The following is a 22,211-nucleotide window of genomic DNA, read 5'->3' as shown; positions in this document are numbered from 1 at the left end:
CTTGGGAAACGTTTGCCTATGATAAAAACGGTTCGCTACTAGAAACGGAAAACGAGCATGTAACCGTCAAGCTAGAGCGAGATTCATCTGGACAAGTGATCAAGGAATGGCAAAATGAACAGTGGATTGCGAGTAGCTACGATGAATTAGGCAATCGCTTCCAAATAACAAGTAGCCTCGGTGCCAAAATCGATGTCACACGTAATGAGCTGGGCAATATTTTACAAATGACTGCCTCTCGCTCCGAGCAAGCCCAGTGGACAGCCTCGATGCAGTACAATGAACTTGGGCAAGAGATTATCCTGCCAGGGGATGTTATTAGTAAATGGCAATATGATATAACAGGTAGACCGACACATCATCGCGTAAGTAGTCAAAACCGCGATACACGAAGACGCGCCTACAATTGGGATGTGAATCACCAATTACGCAGCATGGTCAATGAGTTAACGGGTGTAAAAGTGACGTACGGTTATGATGAATTTAGTAACCTCGTATGGTCTAATCAAGGCGGTCAATTTGATTTCTTATACCGTAGCGTGGACGATGTCGGGAATTTGTATGAAACAAAAGACAAAAAAGATCGTGTTTATGGCGCTGGTAGTAGATTACTAGAAACGAAAGATGCTAAATTCTCTTATGATGAAGAAGGAAATCTCGTAGAGAAAGTCGAAAAGAATGGGGATACGTGGAAGTATGAGTACTATGGCAATGGAATGATGGCGAAGGTCATGAAGCCAGATAAGGTAGAAGTTACGTTCAAGTATGATTCGCTAGGTAGGCGGATAGAGAAGCGTTCTGAAGATAAGGTTACTCATTTTGTATGGGATGGGAATACGACTCTGCATGAGTGGAACAATTGTTCAGAAGACTTATCAAATATACATGAATCCTTGATAACATGGGTATACGATAATAAATCATTTAATCCAATAGCTAAAATCACAAGAGAAGGTGTTTTTAGTATTATCAGAGATTACCTTGGTACCCCTGTTGAAGCATATGATACACAAGGAAAGAAAATTTGGACTTGTGAGCTTGATATTTATGGACGAGTTAAGAAGTTCATTGGGGAAAAAGATTTTATTCCATTCCGTTATCAAGGACAGTATGAAGATGAAGAAACAGGACTCTACTATAATCGATTCCGTTATTACTCGGCAAGTGAGGGGATATATACCCAATCTGATCCGATTGGACTGGCAGGAAATAATCCAACATTGTATGGGTATGTTAGTGACACGAATAGACAGATAGATGTTTTTGGGTTAATGCCTTTATCGAACCCTGTAAATCAAGGACATCACATGGTTCCACATACACTTGCCACTAAATTAGGCATCCAACCATTTAATTCTCAAACAGGTGTGCCTGCTTTATATTTCTCATCAGAGCAATGGTTAGAAGGTGAAGGACTTAATCATTCTGCGATGCATGGCTATAATGAGCTTGGTGCAGGAACAAAACCTGTACTTACAGAAAATCAATTTAAAAAGTCAGGTTTAACAAATCAAGAATGGATAGATAGTCTGCAAAATCACTATAATAATTCAGAAATTCAGAAATTTAAAGGAGATTTGCATGTTATTAATTCAGATGGCACAAAAGGGAAGTTATTAAAGGCGGATGTCACACCTGCACTAGCTTGGGAAGAAACAAAGGAATGGGCGTCTCAAAAAGGATATCCAATAAATTGTCAGGGGTGAAATTAATGAAAAATACAGCTTTATGGTTTGAAGAAGGTTATTGTACTAGCCATATAAAAGATGCACATTTGAAAACTAAAAATTTAGCACTAGAAATCCCTATTAATGAAACTATAAGCGAATACGATATTTGTAGATTTAAACTAATTGTTGAAGAAGTGAAAAATGAAGATCAGCTATTGTTGGATTCTGCTATATTAGGTAAAAAAATAACAGAAAAAATATATAAAGATGTATCTTTCTTTGAACAAGATTTTATTTGTTATACACATGAAAATAATTTGGAATTAATAAAAAAAAATAAAAATGAGACTATTCAACAAGCTCTTAGAGATAATGTATTACTTAAAAAAATTTCTTATCGAAAGGATTGTATAGAATTATATGGGGAATACAATATTAAAATTCAAGTTTTTAGACATGGAGTTCATAAGCCTGAATTTTTATCCTCGGAATCTCCACCGTTTCTAACGGATTATGAACAAAAAATTGAAACAGTCACTGTCTATGTGCTAATATTCAAAAACACAACTGATATTAAAAAGAACAATAAAGTTTTTGATTCTTCAGTTTATGGAAGTTTGGGAAGTCTGGGGTTTTTTATGGTGGATTTAAAACTTTTTAGTGAATTAATAAGAACTGAAGTTGGCGATGAGCCATTAAATCTTGTTGAGTTATTTACTACAACCAATTTAGTTGATAAATGTTTTGAAGAGGGAATATTAATTATTACTTGGGGGATTAAGCCTTGGCATTATTATATTCAAGCAATGAATAATTCAATTCTACTTGATGAATGCATAGTTAGAGGAACCTACAAAATAAAAAATGAGATAAAGGAGTTATCTGTAATTCCTGGTGACGAATTACTTACATGGCCTGCATGTCTTGAAAAAAAATGGCCAATCATTCGTTTGGAGGGTACTGGTGAAAAAATTGATCTTTCTTTATGTACTTGGTCAGGTGAACTCGGAAATGAATTAATTCCAATGTATATTCTTGAAAGAAGTGAAGAAAGGATAGAGAATGTAAATCCTATTATTAACTATAGTTTCATTTAAAATCGAGGTTTCAAATTTGAAGAGTGATTATGTATCAGGAAAAATAAAGAGTGGCAAGAATCCCTATTTGAGGGATTTTTTGCTACTCTTTCTGTTTGGTTAATTTTACAAATTCTCATAATATTAAAGGTCATTTAAGTTATCAGAGAAAAAACATGATGTCTATTGTCAGTCGCCAATTTGATTCCTTATATCGTAGTGTCGATGATGTCGGCAATTTATATGAAACAAAAGAGAAAAAAGACCGTGTCTATGGCGCTGGTAGTAGATTACTAGAAACGAAAGATGCCAGATTCTCTTATGATGAAGAAGGCAATCTCGTAGAGAAAGTCGAACATAACGGAGATACATGGAAGTACGAGTTCTATGGCAATGGAATGATGGCGAAGGTCATGAAGCCAGATAAGACAGAGATTAAGTTCAAGTATGACGCACTAGGTAGACGGATAGAGAAGTGTTCGGAAGGAAAGGCTACCCATTTTGTATGGGATGGCAATACGATTTTGCATGAGTATTCCACGCAGAATGGTGCGGATACTTTAGAAAATCTGAAATCTTCACAGGCTGATACTGCTATAGCTGATAATCTAGTGACATGGGTGTTCAATGATGGTTTTGTCCCTTCTGCAAAGATTACGAGTGAAGGTCATTACAGTATTATAAGTGATTATCTTGGAACGCCTGTTGAAGCCTATGATGAGCAAGGAAATAAGGTTTGGTCGGCAGAGCTTGATGTTTATGGACGAGTGAAGGAATTTACAGGTGAGAAAGACTTTATTCCATTCCGTTATCAAGGGCAGTATGAAGATGTAGCGATTGGATTGTATTATAACCGATTCCGATACTATGACCCAGAACAAGGGAATTATACTCAAGTTGATCCGATTGGACTTGCAGGTGGGAATCCTACGCTTTATGGGTATGTTGGAGATTCGAATACATGGACTGATCCATTTGGTTTGTTAAATGAATTTGAAATTGCAGAATATGCAAGTAAATTACATGTGAAAGATGGATTTACAGCACATGAAATATTACAAAATGCATGGTTAAAATACAATGCTGGAGTAACTAGAAGAGGTACAGGACCACTTTCCAGACAAAACCCTGCAATTGCATTAAAAGAGAGTCCTCTTCATCAAAGTATTACAAATTTACAGAAAAAATATGGTATGCATTCTGAAGAAACTTTAAGAAAACAAAGTGCTTTGCAGAACATTAATAGAAATGCCGCGTTAACAAGACGTGGGATTATGAATGAACTCATTACGAGAGGTTGGGACAGTAAGGAAGCAAAAGTATTTGCAACTGAAAAAGTTATGGAATTAAGAAAACAAGCAATTGAACATGGTGAAAGACATGGATTAATCTGTAGAAAATAACTAAATGCAAAGGAGTGTGAAATCCGGATTAAGTTTTTCGGATGAACAATATGGAGAATAAAAATAACATATTAGTTGAGCGAAAAGAAAGTATTTTATTTCAGTTAGACAAAAACCGAAATGTTGGTAATGGATGGATTGGTGGAAATGCTCCAGCATATTTTGACGATAAAGGTGAACTTTTAAGTGAAATTGGATTTGACTATAACTTCTATCTTTGTTTTGTTAATCCATTAGATAAAAATAACATGATTTCCATCTTTATACCAAAAAAATACGAAAATCGTGTTTCAAAAAATATATATCCAAACTGTTCATTGTATGTGTTTGAACATCCAATTTCGATAGAAAGTTTGGATTCTACTTACACTGAATTTGGAATAGATAAACACTATATTTCAGAAGGTATTTTAGTAAGTGAAGAACAAGCATTTGAAACTCCTTTTTTTATTAAATTTGGAGGGAATCCTTTTCATATCCAAGAAGAGGAATATTATTACAGAGAATTAGAAAAAAATGGATATAATTTCTTGTGTCAAATTGATGAGGACGGTTATCCAAGTGGATTATTCCATTCAGGCACAAGTCTTCCATTTGGGTTTGGTGCTGTGTATTTGTATGCAATTGTGACGAAGGATTCGATAAAGGATCCAATAGTAGGATATTGGCAATATTCATAGTTTGATAAATAATAGCTGAAAAATAAAAAAGAAGGCGCTTAAGCCTTCTTTTTTATACCATTCATAAGTGAACAGTTATCATTCCGTTACATCTAAGAAATGTTTTGCTATGACAAAAACAGTCCGCTACTAGAAATGGAAAACGAGCATGTAACCGTCAAGCTAGAGCGAGACCCATCTGGGCAAGTCATCAAAGAGTGGCAAAATGACCATTGGATTGCCAGTAGCTATGACGAATTAGGCAATCGCTCCCAAATAACAAGTAGCCTCGGTGCCAAAATCGATGTCACGCGTAATGAGCTGGGCAATATCTTACAAATGACTGCCTCTCGCTCCGAACAAGCCCAGTGGACAGCCTCGATGCAGTACAATGAACTTGGGCAAGAGATTGAGCGTATCCTGCCAGGGGATGTCATTAGTAAATGGCAATATGATATCACAGGTAGACCAACACACCATCGCGTAAGTAGCCAAAGCCGAGATACACGAAGACGTGCCTACAATTGGGACATCAATCATCAATTACGCAGTATGGTCAACGAGCTAACGGGTGTAAAAGTGACTTATGGTTACGACGAATTTAGTAACCTTGTGTGGGCCAATCAAGACAGTCGCCAATTTGATTTCTTATACCGCAGCGTGGACGATGTCGGGAATTTGTATGAAACAAAAGACAAAAAAGATCGTGTCTATGGCGCTGGTAGTAGATTACTAGAAACGAAAGATGCTAAATTCTCTTATGATGAAGAAGGAAATCTCGTAGAGAAAGTTGAAAAGAATGGTGATACGTGGAAGTATGAGTACTGTGGCAATGGAATGATGGCGAAGGTCATTAGGCCAGATAATACGGAAGTTACTTTCAAGTATGATTCATTAGGTAGGCGAATAGAGAAGCGTTCTGAGGATAAGGCAACGCATTTTGTATGGGATGGTAATACGATTCTGCATGAGTATTCCACGCAGAATGCTGCAGATACTTTAGACAATCTAAAATCTTCACAAACCGATACTGCTATAGCAGATAATCTAGTTACATGGGTATTTAATGAAGGGTTTGTCCCTTCTGCAAAGATTACGAGTGAAGGTCATTATAGTATTATTAGTGATTATCTTGGAACACCTGTTGAAGCCTATGATGAAAAAGGGAATAGGGTTTGGACAGCTGAACTTGATGTTTATGGACGAGTGAAAGAAGTTACAGGTGAGAAAGACTTTATTCCATTTAGATATCAAGGGCAGTATGAGGATGTTGAAATTGGATTGTATTATAACCGATTCCGATACTACGACCCAGAACAAGGGAATTATACTCAAATAGATCCGATTGGACTTGCGGGTGGGAATCCTACGCTTTATGGGTATGTTAGTGATACGAATGCTATAAATGATCCATTTGGATTAAAGCCAAAACCTAAATTTAATTTTGCTGAGTTATCAGGAAATAAACCTCTTTCGTTAGATCCAAATGAAATTCATTTTATGCAGAGTAATATCAAGAATAGTACGGGTGCATTTACAGTTTTAGAAAATGCTGAATCATTAAAGAATGGTTCACTTAAAGTAAGTGACTTACCTACAGTTAATGTTTGGAAGGATACAGACGGTAAAATATGGACGTTGGATCATAGAAGACTCGCAGCATTTAGACTCGCAGGTATTGATGAAATTCCAGTAAACTGGGCAAGTAAAAAACAAGTGAAGAATCAATGGTTTAAAATGTCAACAAAAAATGGTGGAACATCGATTGTTTTAAAGAGGGAAGATGGATCTAGACAGGTGATTTGTAGGAAAAAATAGAGTCAATAGTTGAAATAGAGAGGTGTGAATAATATGGATTGGTATAACAAAATTGAAAACGTATCAAACAAGCAACAATTCTTAGAATTTGTAAATTTATTATCAGCGGATTATAAAAAAAATATAGATGAATGGGAGAATAAATCTATAGATTTATTTCTTCAAGCCATTGAGGGATGGATGGAAGATATGGAAGGATTTTATGAAAATTCTGGTTTAGATACTCCCAAAAATATTGACTGGAAACTATTATCTATTATGCTATATGTAGGTAAGATATATGAATAAAAGGCCCACGCTAAAAAAGAATTAGTTATGTGAAATTTGTATGGAAAGACTTTAAATTGATGAGTGCGGTGTAAATAATATATCAATTTAAGGAATTTATTAGATCGATTGATTAGTTGAAGAAGCCTTATTAGTGATTATCTAGGTACACCTTCTGAAGCCTACGATACTGATGGTAATAAGGTTTGGTCCAATGAGTTAGATATTTATGGTCAGTCAAAAGAGTTTACCTGTGACAAGAATTTTATACCATTCCGATATCAAGGGCAATACGAGGATGAAGAAACTGGCCTTTACTACAACAGATTTAGATATTATTCACCAATTGAGGGTATGTATACGCAAAAGGATCCAATTGGGCTTAATGGAGGTTTGGTCTTATATGGCTATGTACAAGATACAAATAACTCAATAGATATTTTTGGTCTTTCTTGTACTAAAGAGTTAAAGAAAAATATGAACAAAGCTAATCGTGAGTTAAGAAAGAATGAAGGGTACATGAAACGTGCTTGGCATAAGTATAAAAGTTCAGCAGCTCATCATATTGTGGCGGGGGACCATTCAAATCCAAATGCTCAAAGAGCTAGGGATATTCTAGAAAGGCATAAGATTGATGTCAATAGTGCAGATAATGGGATTTATTTAAAACATGGATCCAAATAGTATATAACCTGGTGCTTATCATAGAATAATCCATACTAATGATTATTTTAGAAATGTTGCTGATAGGTTGGAGGCTGCGGAGCGTTTTGGTGGAGCAAAAGCAAAAGAAGCAGTGTTAGCTGAGCTAGAAAATATTAGGACGGATTTATTATTTAACGTTAAAATTTGGTAAAGGGAGTTTTGTAAATGAATGTATATAGATTTGTAAATGATGATGATTTTAAAGATTTAACCTTTTTAAATAAGGACTATGTTCGTCTTTTTTCAACTTTTACAGGGCAAAAAATTACTCTGGATTGGAACGCAGAGATATTTGGTATTTCAGAAGATAAACTGAATAGAGGAAAATTGTTAGATTTTGATTCACGTTGTTATGGAGCTACATTAATAGTAAAAAAGAAATTTGAAAAGTTTTTTATTGATGAATTTTCAGAAAATATAGAAACCCTCCCCATAAAAATCAAAGGTATTTCAGAGGATTATACATATATAAATATAACAAATGTTTTAACAGCAATTAATTTTGATGGTTTAGATATGCAAGAATCTCTTGCAATGTTGCGAGGTGAAAACATTAGATTTAATTTAGAAAAAATAGAAAATGAAACTATTTTTAGAGATATTAGAATTAACAACTTTTATTTCTGTACACAAAATTTTAAAGATTTTATTGAAAAAAATGGAATTAATGGATTGCGTTTTATGAAAGTAGGGACAGGACTTTGACTCTAATAAGTGAATAGCATATTTTAAACATACTCTTATTTCATAATATGAATTTCCTCAGTGCTATGAAGAGAATTATTTCTCTTCATAGTCACTATAATGGTTACCATTAATGAATGTATCTGAAGTGTCTAGATTTAGAAAAGCTAATTCTCCTAGCTCACAGACAGAGTTAGTAAGTTTTAATATTGCAAACTGCTTTTCATTAAAATTCACAATGATATTAAGAAAGTTATCTAAGTCGTCCACACTAATACCTTCTTCCTCCATTTCTTTCTCAGTAATAAAATCATCTATATGGTAAGAAATATCAATAGCATCCATAAGAAGTAGCTTTTCAAACTCATCACATACTTTATCTCCAAAAAATAATTCCATTAATTCGAATTCTTTTGACTTTTTAATTTGAATGAAAAGAGATTGTAAAATGTACTTTAATGAATAATTCATAATTGAATCAAAATCCTTTTGGACAATATCAGCTTTGATGTTAAATGAAATTTCTTGAATCATATCTGTATGAAAGTTATTTAAAATAGATTTATAAATAGGATGACTAATTTCCTCTAAGGTGTCATTCCAAATTTTCATGTTCTCTTCAAAAGGTATCATTTTATTATTCCTCCAATATTTTTTGTTTAATTTCACCATATATACTAGATAAGATATTAATTTAAATAAATACTTTTGTGTATATTATCCATTAGGGTGAACGATTTTGGTAAAGTTTTAATTCTGGTTGGGATCTAACAAATAAACTATGAGATTGGTGTGGGATGGGAATACAATTCTCCATGAGCATTTCTTGCAAGATAATTCAGATATATTTGGGGATTTGGTACGGAATGCTTCATAGACAAACGCCGACATCGCAAATAATCTAGTTGCATGGGTATTTTCATGATGCTTTGTCCCTTCTGCAAAAATCGCGAATGAAGGTTATTATAGTGTTACTAGTGATTATCTTGGAACATCTACTGAAACCTATGATGAATAAGGTAATAGGGTTTGGTCAGCTGAGCTTGATATTTATGGCAGAGTCAAAGAGTTCACTGGTGATGGTGAGCAGCATTTCATTCCGTTTAGGTATCAGGGGCAGTAATTCGCTAATTCAGCATAAAGCTTCTTCTTTACGATTTACTTGAATACGAAATACTGACAGTTTGGGTTAATGTAGCAAGGTCGTATTTGAGTAGGGCGTTAGAGGCAAGATAAACTGGGAGCGATATTGCTGGACGAGAAAGCCCCTGTTTCTTGATTATGCTCATTTAGGTGTTATTGAGAGACTAGAAGAGTGGAAAACTTTGCTCTTGTTACATTGGAAGAAGATAAAGGGAATAGGGAAAACAATTACAACCAATTTTCCAAATTGGCTGAACAAATAATTGGAGGGGAATGAATAGAAGCGATGATGTACATTGAACGATGGTGGGGAGAATATATTGGCGGGACAGATGATACTTGCACTTTAATTGACTACTTGGCTAACAGAGAATTTAAGATGGAAATTCCAGCAGAAATAAACGTTAAAAATATGTTGCAAGATTTCCAACTGAAGAATGCTTGGGAAATAAAAGACTTACGTCAAACGAAAGATATTTACTTTATTAGCGATAACGGGTATCGTCAGGATATAGGTTGTGCAATCAATCTTTTGATGGATGTTTCGGCTATTATTGTTGAATGTCAAAAAAACGGTAAGGTTTGTCTTCCAGATTTAGGTGGCGGCATCATGGACAAAAATGCTGTTATTTCTTTAAAAGTGGAAAAAGAAGAACTGGCTTTGCTAAGGGGGATATTAGAGGATTTTATTCATCACTCTTATAGCTATGATTTGGAGGAGTTTTGTCCTGAAGATGATATGAGAGAAATTGCAAAGCAATGTAAGGAAATTAATACAGAACTGATCGGACAATTGGAGAATTTAATGGGTCATGAAAATATAGTGAAGTTCCAGGAATAATTTTTTAGATGCGGCAAGTGTATTATAAGATGAACCATTTTAAGATTACATAGAAGAGTCTGAGGCTGGGATTGGATATGTAAATTACTGGTAGTAGGAAGGGTTCAGTGTTTTTTATAATCATGATCTTGAAGATTTTAGTCCAGAAAACATGTTGAATATTTCAATTAATATACTAGGTAGTTTGAGTTAGCAAATTTAATTTCTCAACTTCATAACGAGAACTTTTATGATGAATATTTTAGAGTAAAGGAGCAAAGGAAACAAAATGCCATTGAAGAAAGAAATTGAAAAGATTAAAAAGGCTATCAAAAAAATCCCCTTTTCAATTATTCTCAATAGCTTGATTTCAAAAAGAGGAGGAATAAGGAATTGAAGTTCTATCGTTATGTGTTAAGTTTCCCACCTTTAGATTGGGAGTGCTGCTTTCTTAGCATTGAGGAGTATAAGCAGAGCTTTGTGAATAAGTATAATCAGAATATAGAGTATTACATGCTAGTTATGGGAGATTGTCAACAGCATCTTGTAGATATCGATAACCTTGCTACTATTACTTATAAAGATCTTTGTGCAAGCGTTCATTCTGCTGAGCTGCGTTGTCCAGCTATGATTTTCTCTATACCGAGTGGCAATCAGCGAGGTTCAGCTTTGTTTTGTATCATGTATAAGCTTGAAGACGACGGGGATACGTTTATTTACTCTCCTGTTCCACTTGTTCATCTAGAGCAAGATCAAGCAGGTGAAGTAGAGCTTTAATGTTTTGAATTCAGAGGTGCTTGTATACTACTTAACTGTCTACCAATAGTTTTTTTATGTTTCGTTGGTTTTCGTGTAAAAGCAATAGGAGACACTTAGGGTCAGTAATACTATAATTAAGAGATTTAAAGGTTCTTAAAGAACGAGAAATGTGTATGCTTTTTCAAACGAGCGAAAATGATACTGGTAATGGATGGAATGGTAGAAATGTGACCAGCATGTTTTGATGACAAAAGTGAGCTGTTTAAAGAAATTGGATTTGATTATTACTATATTGAATATCAGGTTTCAGAAGAAAGTTTGGATATTACATATATGGAATTTGGCATAGAAAAACACTATATTTTCAATAGGCTCGAATAACGGGTGGGGGCATTCGTTTGTCGGTAGTAAACTATCGAAAATTTTATAATTTATTACAAGTAGTTTGTTGGAAACAGTTAAATGCTCTTCTGTTTGTGTCCACACGAAGATAAAAGATATGTTTTTGCTAAAGTCAATTGAGGTATTAGTTTAAACATAAATATTTATGAAAAAATATCAATAGAGTCCACTTTATAGGACAGACGATGGGGGAAGATTCACATCTTCAATTATCGTCTTTTTTGTATTATGTTTGACATAGAAAGGGGAAGTGACATCCGATGGTAGATACAAATTTGAAGGAACGAGTGTTTGCAACATTATATGGTGGAATTATCGGTGATCTAATGGGAGTACCTGTTGAGTTTAAGCAAAGAGGGACTTTTCATGTGCAGGATGTGACCGGGTATGGTACTTACAATCAGCCACCAGGTACTTGGTCTGATGATACTTCTTTAACGTTATGTTTAGTCGAAAATATCATTGAAAAAGGCGATACGAAAACCTTAATGAATAAGTTTGTACGATACATGGAGCAGAGCTATCTTACACCATTTGGAGAAATGTTTGATATAGGCATCACGACTGCTGAAGCCGTTACGAACTATAAAAATGGTGTTTTACCTGAGCATTGTGGGAAAACGGGCGAGTTTGATAATGGCAATGGCACCCTTATGAGGATAGCGCCTATCGTATTTGTGGTGATGAATGAGTTAGATTTTGATAAAAGAAAAGCGTGGGTACAACAATATACAGAAATTACGCATGCCCATCCACGTTCAATCGTTGGGTCCATCATTTATATTGAATTGCTATTAAGCTTGTATCGAAATAATACGCTAGAAGCAGCCTTAAAGGAGGTATATTCATTGCTCCAAAGTCATTTACAGGATGATCTGCGAGCGGAGCTAAATGCATATGCAAGGATTTTTGAGGAAAACTTTTTAAAGATTGCAGAGCGTGATATTAGCTCAAGTGGCTATATTGTCCATTCACTAGAGGCCGCAATCTGGTGTGTAGGTAATTCTACAACGTTTAAAGAGGCTATTCTAAGGGCTGTAAATCTGGGAGAAGATACAGATACCGTTGCAGCCATTACGGGCGCTATTGCGGGTATGTATAAGAATATGGATGAAATTCCACATGAATGGTTAGATAAAATGATTAAGAAAGAAGAGATTGACCACTTAATCATGGCATTTTACGAATTTTGTGCAGCTTAGGTGTAAGCTATTTCAAATGAAAGGATGGTGACGAAATGTACCCACTACATAATAGTGCGGCGGCCAATCCACCTGCTACAGAGCACGAAATTCTACATGTGGAGAAGGGCCTGACTTTCCATCTCCCTCAAGTTTATCGATATGTCTTAAAAGAGATGAATGGTTTATCGTTCACTAACGGCGTGTTAATTTACGGTACAGTAGAATTGCTAGAAAGAAACGAGACTTGGGAAGTAGCAGAATATGCGAAGGGCTATATAGCCATTGGTGATGATGGAGGTGGAATGGTTTTTCTAATGAATAGACAAGGAGAGGATGGTCACGTTTTTGCGGTGGATTGTGGTGATATGAATCCCCAACATGCTACGTTAATCACATCCGATTTAAACAAGTGGCTACAAGATGGCTGTCAGTTAGAAACAGTATAGCTATGCAACTATTAGAAGCTTATTCCTGCTATTGGGAATAGGCTTTTTATTTGATTTTATGTATATTTTTGGAGAATTTAATTTGAGAAATATAGCAAAATTATTACATATCCTATTAATTTTTTGTATTTTTTAGAAAATTATGTTGAATTATTGGAGGGAGATAGTATAATGAAAATGTAGTTACATATATGGTTAATAATTACTTTGATAAAGAACTTATTGGCAAATACTTGTAACTATAATCTTAAAAAAACTAATGAAATGAGGAGATTTTAATGATTAACGTTATTCAATATTTAGAGCAAAATCCGTCGTTGGTAACATTGTTAAAAGAAAAAAAAGCTTCTCTTATTGGTATTTCAGCACTTGAACAAAAGGCAATCTTGGATTCGTTTGATGAAGATATATGTTTAGAAAGCACAATTTGGTATTAAATTTAAATAAAAAAAAATGGTTTTGGCTCACTATAAGTATTTATTTGGTATTAGGTCTATATTTACTAAATGTTACATATAGTGAGCCTGTTTTGAGTTTGAAGGTACAAAAAGCGGATGGACAATGGATTTTAACGGAGCCATATTACAAAGAGTGGGCTGAAAAACAGCAACTTACTACAGGGGATATAATTTTAGAAGTTAATGGTATGAAAATAGACAATATTCAAGATTTAGCGTATGAACCTGTAGTTCGATCTGCTAGAGAATTGACTGTAATGAAAAGTAATGGGACTGTTATAAACTTAAAAATAAAGTTATCTGATATACCTCAACAATTTTATTATGTTTTAATAGTCCCTTTTTGTTATTTTATACTAACTTTGCTTATCACTTTATATTTAAAATATAAACAAAAAAATACGATTCTTATTAATTTGTTAATTCTTTTTATTTTAACAGTTTCATTGGCTTATGTTAGTAGTGGAGCTTCTAGTAGATTAAATATTGTAGGTATTATAATCAACCGTAGCAGCATGTTACTATGTTTAGTGATATTAATGCACTTTTTGAAGATATATTTTGAATTCATAGATATAAAATGGTTGTTTATAAAGCGAATTAGTACTGTTTATGTCATTCCTATTTTTGGTGTATTACTTAGTATTTTCAGTGTTCTGTATCCTTCAACTCATTTTCAAAATTCATATATCATTTTGGGGTTATTTTTCTTCTTATTACTATTAATTCTTGGAATTATAATAGAAGGATATTTCAAATATAGAACTCCACAATTAAAAATACTATTAAGTAGTATCATCATCCCATTTTTGCCTTTTTTATTTCTTTACGCACTACCTGAAATCCTATTTCATAAACAACTATTATCCGCCGATGTATGTTCACTTTTTTTAATGCTTATTCCATTTAGCTTCATATTCACACAGCTAACTGAACGTATTTTCGATATGGAGTATTTTATTTCTCGATTACGTTATTATTTTAATTTTTCCTTTGGCTTTACAATTTGGTTATTAGCCGGTTTATATTTATTGACCGATCTATCCATTACGCGCATGACGGAGATTTTCTTTTTTGCCTTTCTATCGTTAATGGCTTTGTTTTATATAAAAGAGCGGATTGATTATCGTAAGCGGAAAATTTTATTTTCTACAAAAGGGGATTACATCCACCGCTTGTATACAACCGTCGATAGTATTGGGAGAGTTGTAAAGATTGAGGATTTATTGGAGAAATTTGTGCAGGAGGTTGTGCTCCAGCTTGAAATGGAAAGGGTATATGTTTTAACCTATGATTTTCAAACACATCAAGTGACATTGACGAACAAATCCAAGGAATACACGCAGCATCAGATTGATGAGGTTCTAGTCGAACGATTAGGTTTAGGGGATATTAAAAAAACCGATCATTTCTATATCGCCTTTATTCATCAAGATGCAAATTATAAACGCATTCTTGTTGTGGATCATAATAAATCGATTTATCTGAAGGATGAGGAATTGTTATGGCTCGAATTGCTGCTGCTCTATTTAAATAATTTTATCGAAAATACAAAAATGGTCGAGGAGCTTTTAAATCAGTTAAAGCATATGAAAGAGGCTGATAATCGACAGCTGCCATGGCTCAACAAATTACTTTGGCTACGTTTCGAGGAAGAAAAATATCAGCTTGCTCAAGAACTTCATGATACGATTTTACAAGAACAGCTTCATATTGCGAGAGAAATGGGTGTTCTCATGCATACAAAGGAAAAAGAGGAGATCCCCACAAAACTTGTGAAGCTTCATGAACATATGCTTACCTCATTGAATGATTTAAGGGGCTATTGTGAAAATTTAAAGCCTCCACTCTTAGATACATTGGGTTTAAATGCAGCACTTGAGAAGCTTATACAAAAAATCCATAAACGCGCTGATTTTGTCTTGATCTATACCATTGACCGTCTTTATTTAGAGGATGAGCGTTTGAATTTAATGATTTATCGACTGTTCCAAGAATTATTAAACAATGCTTTAAAGCATTCGTATGCCAATACAGTAGAAATTTATTTATTGGGCACCGAAGAGGGCTTTGAAATATTGTATACCGATGACGGGGTGGGTTGTCATATAGATGATATTTTACTTGCCGATTCTATGGGCATTCAAGGTATGCAAGAGCGAGTTCAGGCTTTTAATGGGAAATTCACCTTAGACAGCAAAGTAGGAGAAGGGATGACCATTCGAATTATCGTAAGTGAAACGAATCATACACACTCTTATACGTACAGTACCCTGAACCGTCCAACTTATATGATTCGTGGATAAGCAAATGAAGCGGAAGCACATAGGCATACTTTTTTTCACCTTTTAATCTCTTCGTCGATGCTACGAATGTGGATTAGAAGGCTTTTGTTTTTTCATAACATTTTATACTAGTGAAACGCTCTCATTAGAGATTCTATTATTTGAAGTGTCATTGCTAGTAGGTGGAAAGTATTGCTATAATATGTGATATATACATAATGTAAGGAGCGGGTTTTGAATGACTAAGGCAAAATTCTTACTAATGGCAGTAGCCCCAGCAGCTATTATTATGCCTGTCGGTGCACATGCTGCTTCAGAGCAGGTAACTATTGAAGGAAGTGGTATGGTAGGGACAGAATTAAAGGCTGATATCACCTCCTTACCAAAAGATGCTCATTATCAGTACGAATGGTATTTTGTGAAAGCGGGCGTAGAGGAGCTGCTTTCTTCACAAACTAGCAACGTCTATTTAATACCTTCAGATGCATTAGGAAAATCCATTATTGTTAAGGTTAAAGATGACCGTGGGAAAATGTATGAAAGTAAAAAAATCGTTGTTAAAGGAACTCTTTTGACTGAAGGCAATGATTATGTGAATGGTAAGTTAGTCGCTAAAATTGAAGGTTTATCAAGTAACACAAATAAACCGACTGTATTTACAAATTTTCAATGGTATGTCCTAGAAGATAATAAGGCGAAACCCATTGCAAATGAAACGAAATTAGAGCTCGTTATACCACCTTTAGCTGCTGATAAACTGATCTTTATGGAGGCCAAAACAGAAGATGGTTTGGTGTATGTAAGTCCGAATAAAAAGATTCAGAAGCTGAATTTAAGTATAGAAGCAATTGAATTTGAAGGCTTCACAGGTGGAGATTTTGTCGTGCCTGGAGATACGCTTAAAGTGAAAATCCCTGTCGTTACAACAGAAACGGATACTTCACAAAAAATCACGTTAGAGTCGAAACAAATTTCGTTTACCTATCAATGGCTATATAAGGTAGGGAGTAGTTATTCTATCATCCCCAATGCATCCACTCCTTCCTATATGATTCCTAAAGATACACAGGATTCAGCAATGAAGGATATTGTGGTGAAGGTTACTGCAAAAGTGGGAGATCAAGTGATTTCTGGTATTGCCGTAACGCCAATCCGTATTTCAGACAATCACATAAAAGCTATTGAAAAACAAATTGCCACGTTGCTCACAATGGATACCCAAAAACGTGTTATCTATAGAGAAGATATAAAGTCAGTTCTATCTCAGATAGACAATCAATATCAAAAATTAACACCAGCAGCAAAGGCACAGGTGACAAACTACTCGATATTGCAGCGTGCTGTAGCTGATATTGCCAAAGTAGAGCGTCTTGCAGCGCAAATAAAAGCATTAGATGGAAAGAGTAGCCTCCAACAGCTTCAACAACTAAAGGCTGAATATGATCAACTGGATTATTTACAACGAAGCTTAGATGCTGGTAATATATATCAGCAAATAGTAGATTTATTGCTGAAAAATCCAGATAGTCAAAAGGAGCTTGCAAAGCTTGGTGAAATCAATAGACTGATTACAGAGTTATTGGGAGGCGGTATGGATCCGATCTCACAATACGCTCCAGAAACAACGAATGTCTTAGCGGAAAAAATAGCAGATATAGATGCTAAAATTAATGCCCTTTTACCGGAGTATAAAACGGTTGTGCAAAATCAAGCCATTTTAACAATGGCAAAAGCGGATTTAAAAAGTGCACAAAAATTTGAAAAGCTATTTGATAAATTGCAAGGACAGACGCCTAAACAAAAGGTAGCAACAGCTAAAAGCATTCGGTCAGCCTATTTGAAGCTGAACTTACGTCAGCAAGGATTGGTAGAATATAAGCTACCCCTCTTAGTGGAAGCTGAAAACGCAGAACGTACGACAATCGAAGAGCTGGAGCAATTGCTAGCCGAGGTGAAAGGGGCAGCAGGATTAGCGAATGAATGGGAAACACTTAAATCGAAAGTTAATACCATCATCTCACTGCAAAAAAGTTTAAAGTCCTATAATGATATGGCGACAAAAAACGAAATGCTTCAAATGCAAAAGGATTTAAAGGCAGCTGAAAAAGTCATTATCCAAATAGAAAAATATAATGCGCTATTAAAACCTGAAACGAAATTTAACAAAATACAGTCGGCCTTTCATTCTGCATTAAAAGCGTATAATAAATTAACCATATCTCAGCAAAAGTATGTTTATAATGCTACTCTTTTGAATGAAATTCCTACGAATACTGAGATTCCTGGTGAGACAAGTAACGATGCAACTGTAGGTAAGAAATTCAGTGATGACATTAAAAATGCTCTTAACGATTCATCTGACTTTGAAAGCTATGCTAGAGCTGTGGACGAATTAGTCAATAAATATAAAGAGTTGCCTAAGGGCGTAAAGAAATATGTGATAAATTATGCAGACTTAAAAGCTGCCGAAGCCAATGTGAGAGCGGTCAGATCCTTTGATAAGAAGGTCAATGAGGCATTATCTGTAGCAGATTCCACTAAACAATATTCGAAGCTACAGACTGTTCAAAAAGCATACAGCAAATTAAATGCCATTCAGCAAGAATTAGCTCAACCTCTTTATGTAAAAATCAGCAATAAAATCGAAGAATATACAGAGAATTATAATGACTTAAATAAAGAACTTATGGATGCAAATGGCTATATTTTTTCGCTAAATGAAGTAAAGGATATGATTAACAAGTACAATGCTCTTTCCTCTGCTGAGAAAAAACTAATTACCAATGCCCAGGATCTTAAACAAGCAATAAGTGACGTCAAAGCTGTTGAGTCCTTCATTAAGAAATTCCAGACGAATCTAGAAAAAAATCCATCGGCGATTATGAAAGATTTTCGAAAGCTCACAACGCTACAGATTAGTTTATTAGAGGGCTATGAGGCCGAGATGAATGGACAGTTAACGAGTTTATTGGAAGAGATTCAAAAAATGGAAACAAGTGAGCAAACAGCCAATGATCTTGTATTAGAGACGATTGATTCAATCAATGAATTACAAATAGATGGATATTATGTGTCGGACTTAGAAAATCGAATAATTGATATAAAGAACAAATATAATCACTTAACAGCTATGCAACAAAAACTTGTCAAAAATTATAGCAAGCTTACACAGGCTGAAAGTGATTTACAAAAAGTGAGAGAAGTAAAATTACTTGAGGGTGATGAGCAAGCATGGCAAAAGGCATATAATAAATTATCTAAGAAATTAGAACAGCTATATGAATCAATAAACTTATAATAAACAGCAATCTAGCAGACAATCTCTGCTAGATTTTTTATTGTTTAATCAAAATATTATTATTGTCTTAATATTAATTCAGGAGAAAATACACTTTTTAGAATTCTTTCTGCAGAACAAAGGAAATTATGGCTTTATGGTCGATATAATTCATTAGATGGATAGAGGAGGTTAATCGATTTGAATAAGAAATTATTTTTAACAGCAGCAGCTATTCCTGTAGCACTTATTGTACCAACCGTAGCAGGTGCAGCAGAAACGGTTATCATTACTGGACAAAATATTGTCAATGAAACATTAACAGTTGATAAATTGCCAGAAAATACAGTAGTTAATGCTTATCAATGGTATTATTTAGAGAAAATTGATGGTGAAGATGGTTCAAAAAATACGACGAATAAGCCAATTTCAGGTGCTACATCGTCTACTTTAAAAGTACCGGTTGAAGCGGCTGGAAAATCAATTTTCGTGGAGGCTACTACAACTGATGGTAAAAAGTTTCAAAGTGAAACACGTAAGATTAATCAATTAGATCTTGAGATAACAGCTCCAACGCTGGAGGGCTATTCCGCTTCTGATTTTGTTGCACCTGGGGAAACCGTTAAAGTGGCAGGTGTTACTGTAACGGATAAAGCAGGCGCGAAATTACAGAGTGGCCAAATTACATATAGTTATCAATGGTTTTATAAACTTGGTGATAGTTCCTTTACCATTATTGAGGGAGCCACTGGTGGCACATATACAATACCAAAGGATGCCATTGAAAAGGGCATCAAAGATATTATTGTCAAAGTAAAAGCACAGGTAGGTACTGCGTTTGTGGAGTCAGATTTCTCTACCGCTATTACTGTATCTAAAGAACCAACGGATACGTTAATGAATGATATTAAGGCCTTACTGGTGCATGATAATCAATACAATGTATCGAGCCTAGAATCATTTAAGGGACAGCTAACAGCATTAGAAAGTAAATATCAAGCCTTATCAGTACCAGCTAAAGCAAATGTGTCCAATTATGAAGTCCTAAAGAGAGCACTTGCTGATGTGGAACTAGTCAGTAAATTAGAAGAAAAAGTCGATAAAATAAAGGACGTTAATGAAAAAGACCGACCTAAATATATTCAAGAAATTGAAGAGGCATATAATAAGCTCGATCAGTTACAACGTAGCTTAGATGTGAATGATACCCTATATACGAACATTAAAGATCTTTTAAATGAGCCAAATGACCTTGAGGAAATAACAGAAGTACGAAGACTAAATCAAGCAATTGTTCATTTACTATCCTACGAGAATTCTCTCGCGCAATATGTACCTTCAGATAAGGATGCCCTACAAACGCTAGTTACTAGCATTGAAGCGGATATCGCAAAGCTATCCCAAAATTACCGAGGCGCTATTCAAAATCAGACTATTTTAACGGAAGCTAAAGCGGATATTAAAAAGGTTGAGCAATTTATTAAGTCATTTGATAAATTATCACCAAATAATACGCCGAATAAGCAAGTTACGGCTGCCAAGTCCATTCGTTCTGCCTATGAAAAATTAACATATAAGCAATTAAAATTAGTATCAGATACGTATTTGCAGCGTTTAACGGTTGCGGAAAGTGCTGAAGAAAGTCAAATTGCTGCACTAAATCATGATATAGACAGCTATATTGGCGATGATATCTATCCAATCAATCCATCGGCTAGTTCATGGCAAAGTCATGTCAATAATGTTAATCGAATGATTAAAGAATATAAGAGCTTAACGAAAGCATCAGCAGCACAAATTATTGGATATGATAATCTTGTCACGCTACAAAAGGATTTGAAAACGGCTGAAAAAGTAATAAAAGATATGGACGCTTATCAGAAGTTGATGGGCATAACAGGTGTTAAGGAAAGTAAATTGACTTCAAGTTATTCCAGTGCGTTAAAAGCTTATAATAAGCTGACGACATTACAACAGTCTCTTGTATATAATGCAGATGATTTTTTACTGAATACGCCAAAAGTTTCGATTGATGACAATGGTAAAGTGCCTGCTGATAAGGCAGCAGCTGAGGCTTTAAAGGCGAATATCGCGAAATTGGCAAATGTTACTACATTTACATTTAAACAATTAGAATCTGCTGTTGATACAGCATCAGAATCCTATAAAGCACTATCTTCTGGTGGAAGAAAATACGTGACGAATTATTACTTATTAACAGCGGCGAAGAAGGATATTTCAGGTGTAAAATCATTCCATAAAAAAGTACAGACAGCTAGAGAAGAAACAGATGCTGCGAAACAAGCTAAAAAAATTGAAACGGTGCAAAAGGCTTATGCAAAATTACCTGCAAATCAGCAGCATTTAGCAAAAGAACAGTATGAAGCTTTATTAAATAATCAAATTATCGATGAAAATGCACCGAATATCACACAGCTAAATAATGAAATTGCAACAATCGTTTCAAATGATCTCTATACCGTTTCAATGGAAAAAATTCAAAATCTTTCTACACAATATAGTAGTCTTAGCTCAAGTGATAAAAAGCTGATTACGAATTATGATATTTTAAAAGCTGCAATAGCTGATGTGAAAAAAGTAGAATCCTTTATGAAGACCTATGAAAAATCGTTTAGTAGTAATCCGAGCACAGTCATTAAGGCATTTGAAAAGCTAACGTCTAAACAAGTGAGTCTTATTGATGCGGCGACTAGACAATTAATTATGGAGAAGCAACAAGGTCAGCAACAAACGAATGAAAATGCTTTAATGTTAATTGAATCCATAAATTCTCTCCTTGTAAAAGGCGAGTATGTGGATGGTTTAGAGGACAAAGTGAAAGAAATTCGTGCCAAGTATGATGAATTAAGTGCTACTGATAAGAAAATTGTTAAAAATTATTCGAAGCTAACTCAGGCTGAAAATGATTTGAAAAAGGTAGCAGAAGTCCATGCTTTATACAAAGCAGATGGCGATGATGCGGCTCGGAAGGCATGGCAAACTGCTTATGGTAAGCTTTCCAAAAAATTAGAATTACTTTATACAAAAATGTATCCAACTGAAAAATAATTTTTATTCAAAGATGGCCCCGAACTGTTTTCGGGGCTTTTCTTTATACAGGAAGCCATTTTTATTTGTCTTGTCATTAAATTGTC

Annotated in this window: 17 protein-coding genes; 16 read left to right on the top strand and 1 reads right to left on the bottom strand. The window is 34.7% G+C overall.

The annotated features are described in order from the left end of the window. The first annotated feature begins 95 nt into the window (after window positions 1-95). From MKY46_RS14580 to MKY46_RS14545, 8 genes are all read left to right on the top strand, one after another. Window positions 96-1,706, top strand: a complete 1,611-nt coding sequence (locus MKY46_RS14580; RefSeq protein WP_340834630.1) for an RHS repeat domain-containing protein — start codon at window positions 96-98, stop codon at window positions 1,704-1,706. Window positions 1,707-1,711: 5 nt separating this feature from the next. Further along, window positions 1,712-2,767 carry a hypothetical protein gene (locus tag MKY46_RS14575; RefSeq protein ID WP_058844143.1) on the top strand — a complete coding sequence of 352 codons (1,056 nt, stop codon included), beginning with the start codon at window positions 1,712-1,714 and terminating at the stop codon, window positions 2,765-2,767. 158 nt (window positions 2,768-2,925) lie between these two features. Continuing rightward, window positions 2,926-4,149 (top strand): RHS repeat domain-containing protein, encoded by a 1,224-nt coding sequence (locus MKY46_RS14570; RefSeq protein ID WP_340834627.1) that lies wholly within the window; start codon window positions 2,926-2,928, stop codon window positions 4,147-4,149. Between the two features lie 50 nt (window positions 4,150-4,199). Then, a complete protein-coding gene (locus tag MKY46_RS14565; protein WP_230593887.1) occupies window positions 4,200-4,829 on the top strand; it encodes a hypothetical protein in 630 nt (209 codons plus the stop codon). 135 nt (window positions 4,830-4,964) lie between these two features. Continuing rightward, window positions 4,965-6,626 carry an RHS repeat-associated core domain-containing protein gene (locus MKY46_RS14560; RefSeq protein WP_340834624.1) on the top strand — a complete coding sequence of 554 codons (1,662 nt, stop codon included), beginning with the start codon at window positions 4,965-4,967 and terminating at the stop codon, window positions 6,624-6,626. A gap of 33 nt (window positions 6,627-6,659) precedes the next feature. Then, window positions 6,660-6,914, top strand: a complete 255-nt coding sequence (locus tag MKY46_RS14555) for a DUF7660 family protein (protein WP_036127392.1) — start codon at window positions 6,660-6,662, stop codon at window positions 6,912-6,914. A 129-nt stretch (window positions 6,915-7,043) separates the two neighbouring features. Further along, window positions 7,044-7,577, top strand: a complete 534-nt coding sequence (locus tag MKY46_RS14550; protein ID WP_180957843.1) for an RHS repeat domain-containing protein — start codon at window positions 7,044-7,046, stop codon at window positions 7,575-7,577. 186 nt (window positions 7,578-7,763) lie between these two features. After that, window positions 7,764-8,303 (top strand): imm11 family protein, encoded by a 540-nt coding sequence (locus MKY46_RS14545; protein ID WP_340834622.1) that lies wholly within the window; start codon window positions 7,764-7,766, stop codon window positions 8,301-8,303. A gap of 75 nt (window positions 8,304-8,378) precedes the next feature. On the opposite strand, the gene MKY46_RS14540 is transcribed toward MKY46_RS14545, so the two are convergent. After that, complete coding sequence (locus MKY46_RS14540; RefSeq protein ID WP_330493193.1) at window positions 8,379-8,915, bottom strand: hypothetical protein; 537 nt, start codon at window positions 8,913-8,915, stop codon at window positions 8,379-8,381. Window positions 8,916-9,711: 796 nt separating this feature from the next. Here MKY46_RS14540 and MKY46_RS14535 point away from each other — a divergent pair. From MKY46_RS14535 to MKY46_RS14500, 8 genes are all read left to right on the top strand, one after another. Beyond that, entirely contained in the window at window positions 9,712-10,266 is a 555-nt protein-coding gene (locus MKY46_RS14535) for an imm68 putative immunity domain-containing protein (RefSeq protein WP_340834621.1), read from the top strand. A gap of 372 nt (window positions 10,267-10,638) precedes the next feature. Then, window positions 10,639-11,022, top strand: a complete 384-nt coding sequence (locus MKY46_RS14530) for a hypothetical protein (protein WP_036125675.1) — start codon at window positions 10,639-10,641, stop codon at window positions 11,020-11,022. A gap of 644 nt (window positions 11,023-11,666) precedes the next feature. Then, window positions 11,667-12,608, top strand: a complete 942-nt coding sequence (locus MKY46_RS14525; protein WP_340834619.1) for an ADP-ribosylglycohydrolase family protein — start codon at window positions 11,667-11,669, stop codon at window positions 12,606-12,608. Between the two features lie 35 nt (window positions 12,609-12,643). Further along, entirely contained in the window at window positions 12,644-13,036 is a 393-nt protein-coding gene (locus tag MKY46_RS14520) for an SMI1/KNR4 family protein (RefSeq protein ID WP_340834617.1), read from the top strand. Window positions 13,037-13,314: 278 nt separating this feature from the next. After that, the gene (gene comX / locus MKY46_RS14515) at window positions 13,315-13,473 is read left to right on the top strand and encodes a competence pheromone ComX (protein ID WP_036125665.1); all 159 of its coding nucleotides are present in this window, start codon (window positions 13,315-13,317) and stop codon (window positions 13,471-13,473) included. Next, entirely contained in the window at window positions 13,446-15,800 is a 2,355-nt protein-coding gene (locus tag MKY46_RS14510; RefSeq protein ID WP_340834616.1) for an ATP-binding protein, read from the top strand. Before comX ends, MKY46_RS14510 begins: the two co-directional genes overlap by 28 nt. A gap of 217 nt (window positions 15,801-16,017) precedes the next feature. After that, window positions 16,018-19,077, top strand: coding sequence for a hypothetical protein (locus tag MKY46_RS14505; RefSeq protein ID WP_340834614.1), 3,060 nt, complete (start codon window positions 16,018-16,020; stop codon window positions 19,075-19,077). Between the two features lie 180 nt (window positions 19,078-19,257). Beyond that, on the top strand, window positions 19,258-22,125 hold the full coding sequence (locus MKY46_RS14500; RefSeq protein ID WP_340834611.1) for a hypothetical protein: 2,868 nt from the start codon (window positions 19,258-19,260) through the stop codon (window positions 22,123-22,125). Window positions 22,126-22,211 lie beyond the last annotated feature (86 nt).

The organism is Lysinibacillus sp. FSL M8-0355 (genome assembly GCF_038008985.1).
Classification (GTDB): Bacteria; Bacillota; Bacilli; order Bacillales_A; family Planococcaceae; genus Lysinibacillus; species Lysinibacillus fusiformis_D.
This window is presented reverse-complemented; position numbering and strand designations above follow the sequence as displayed.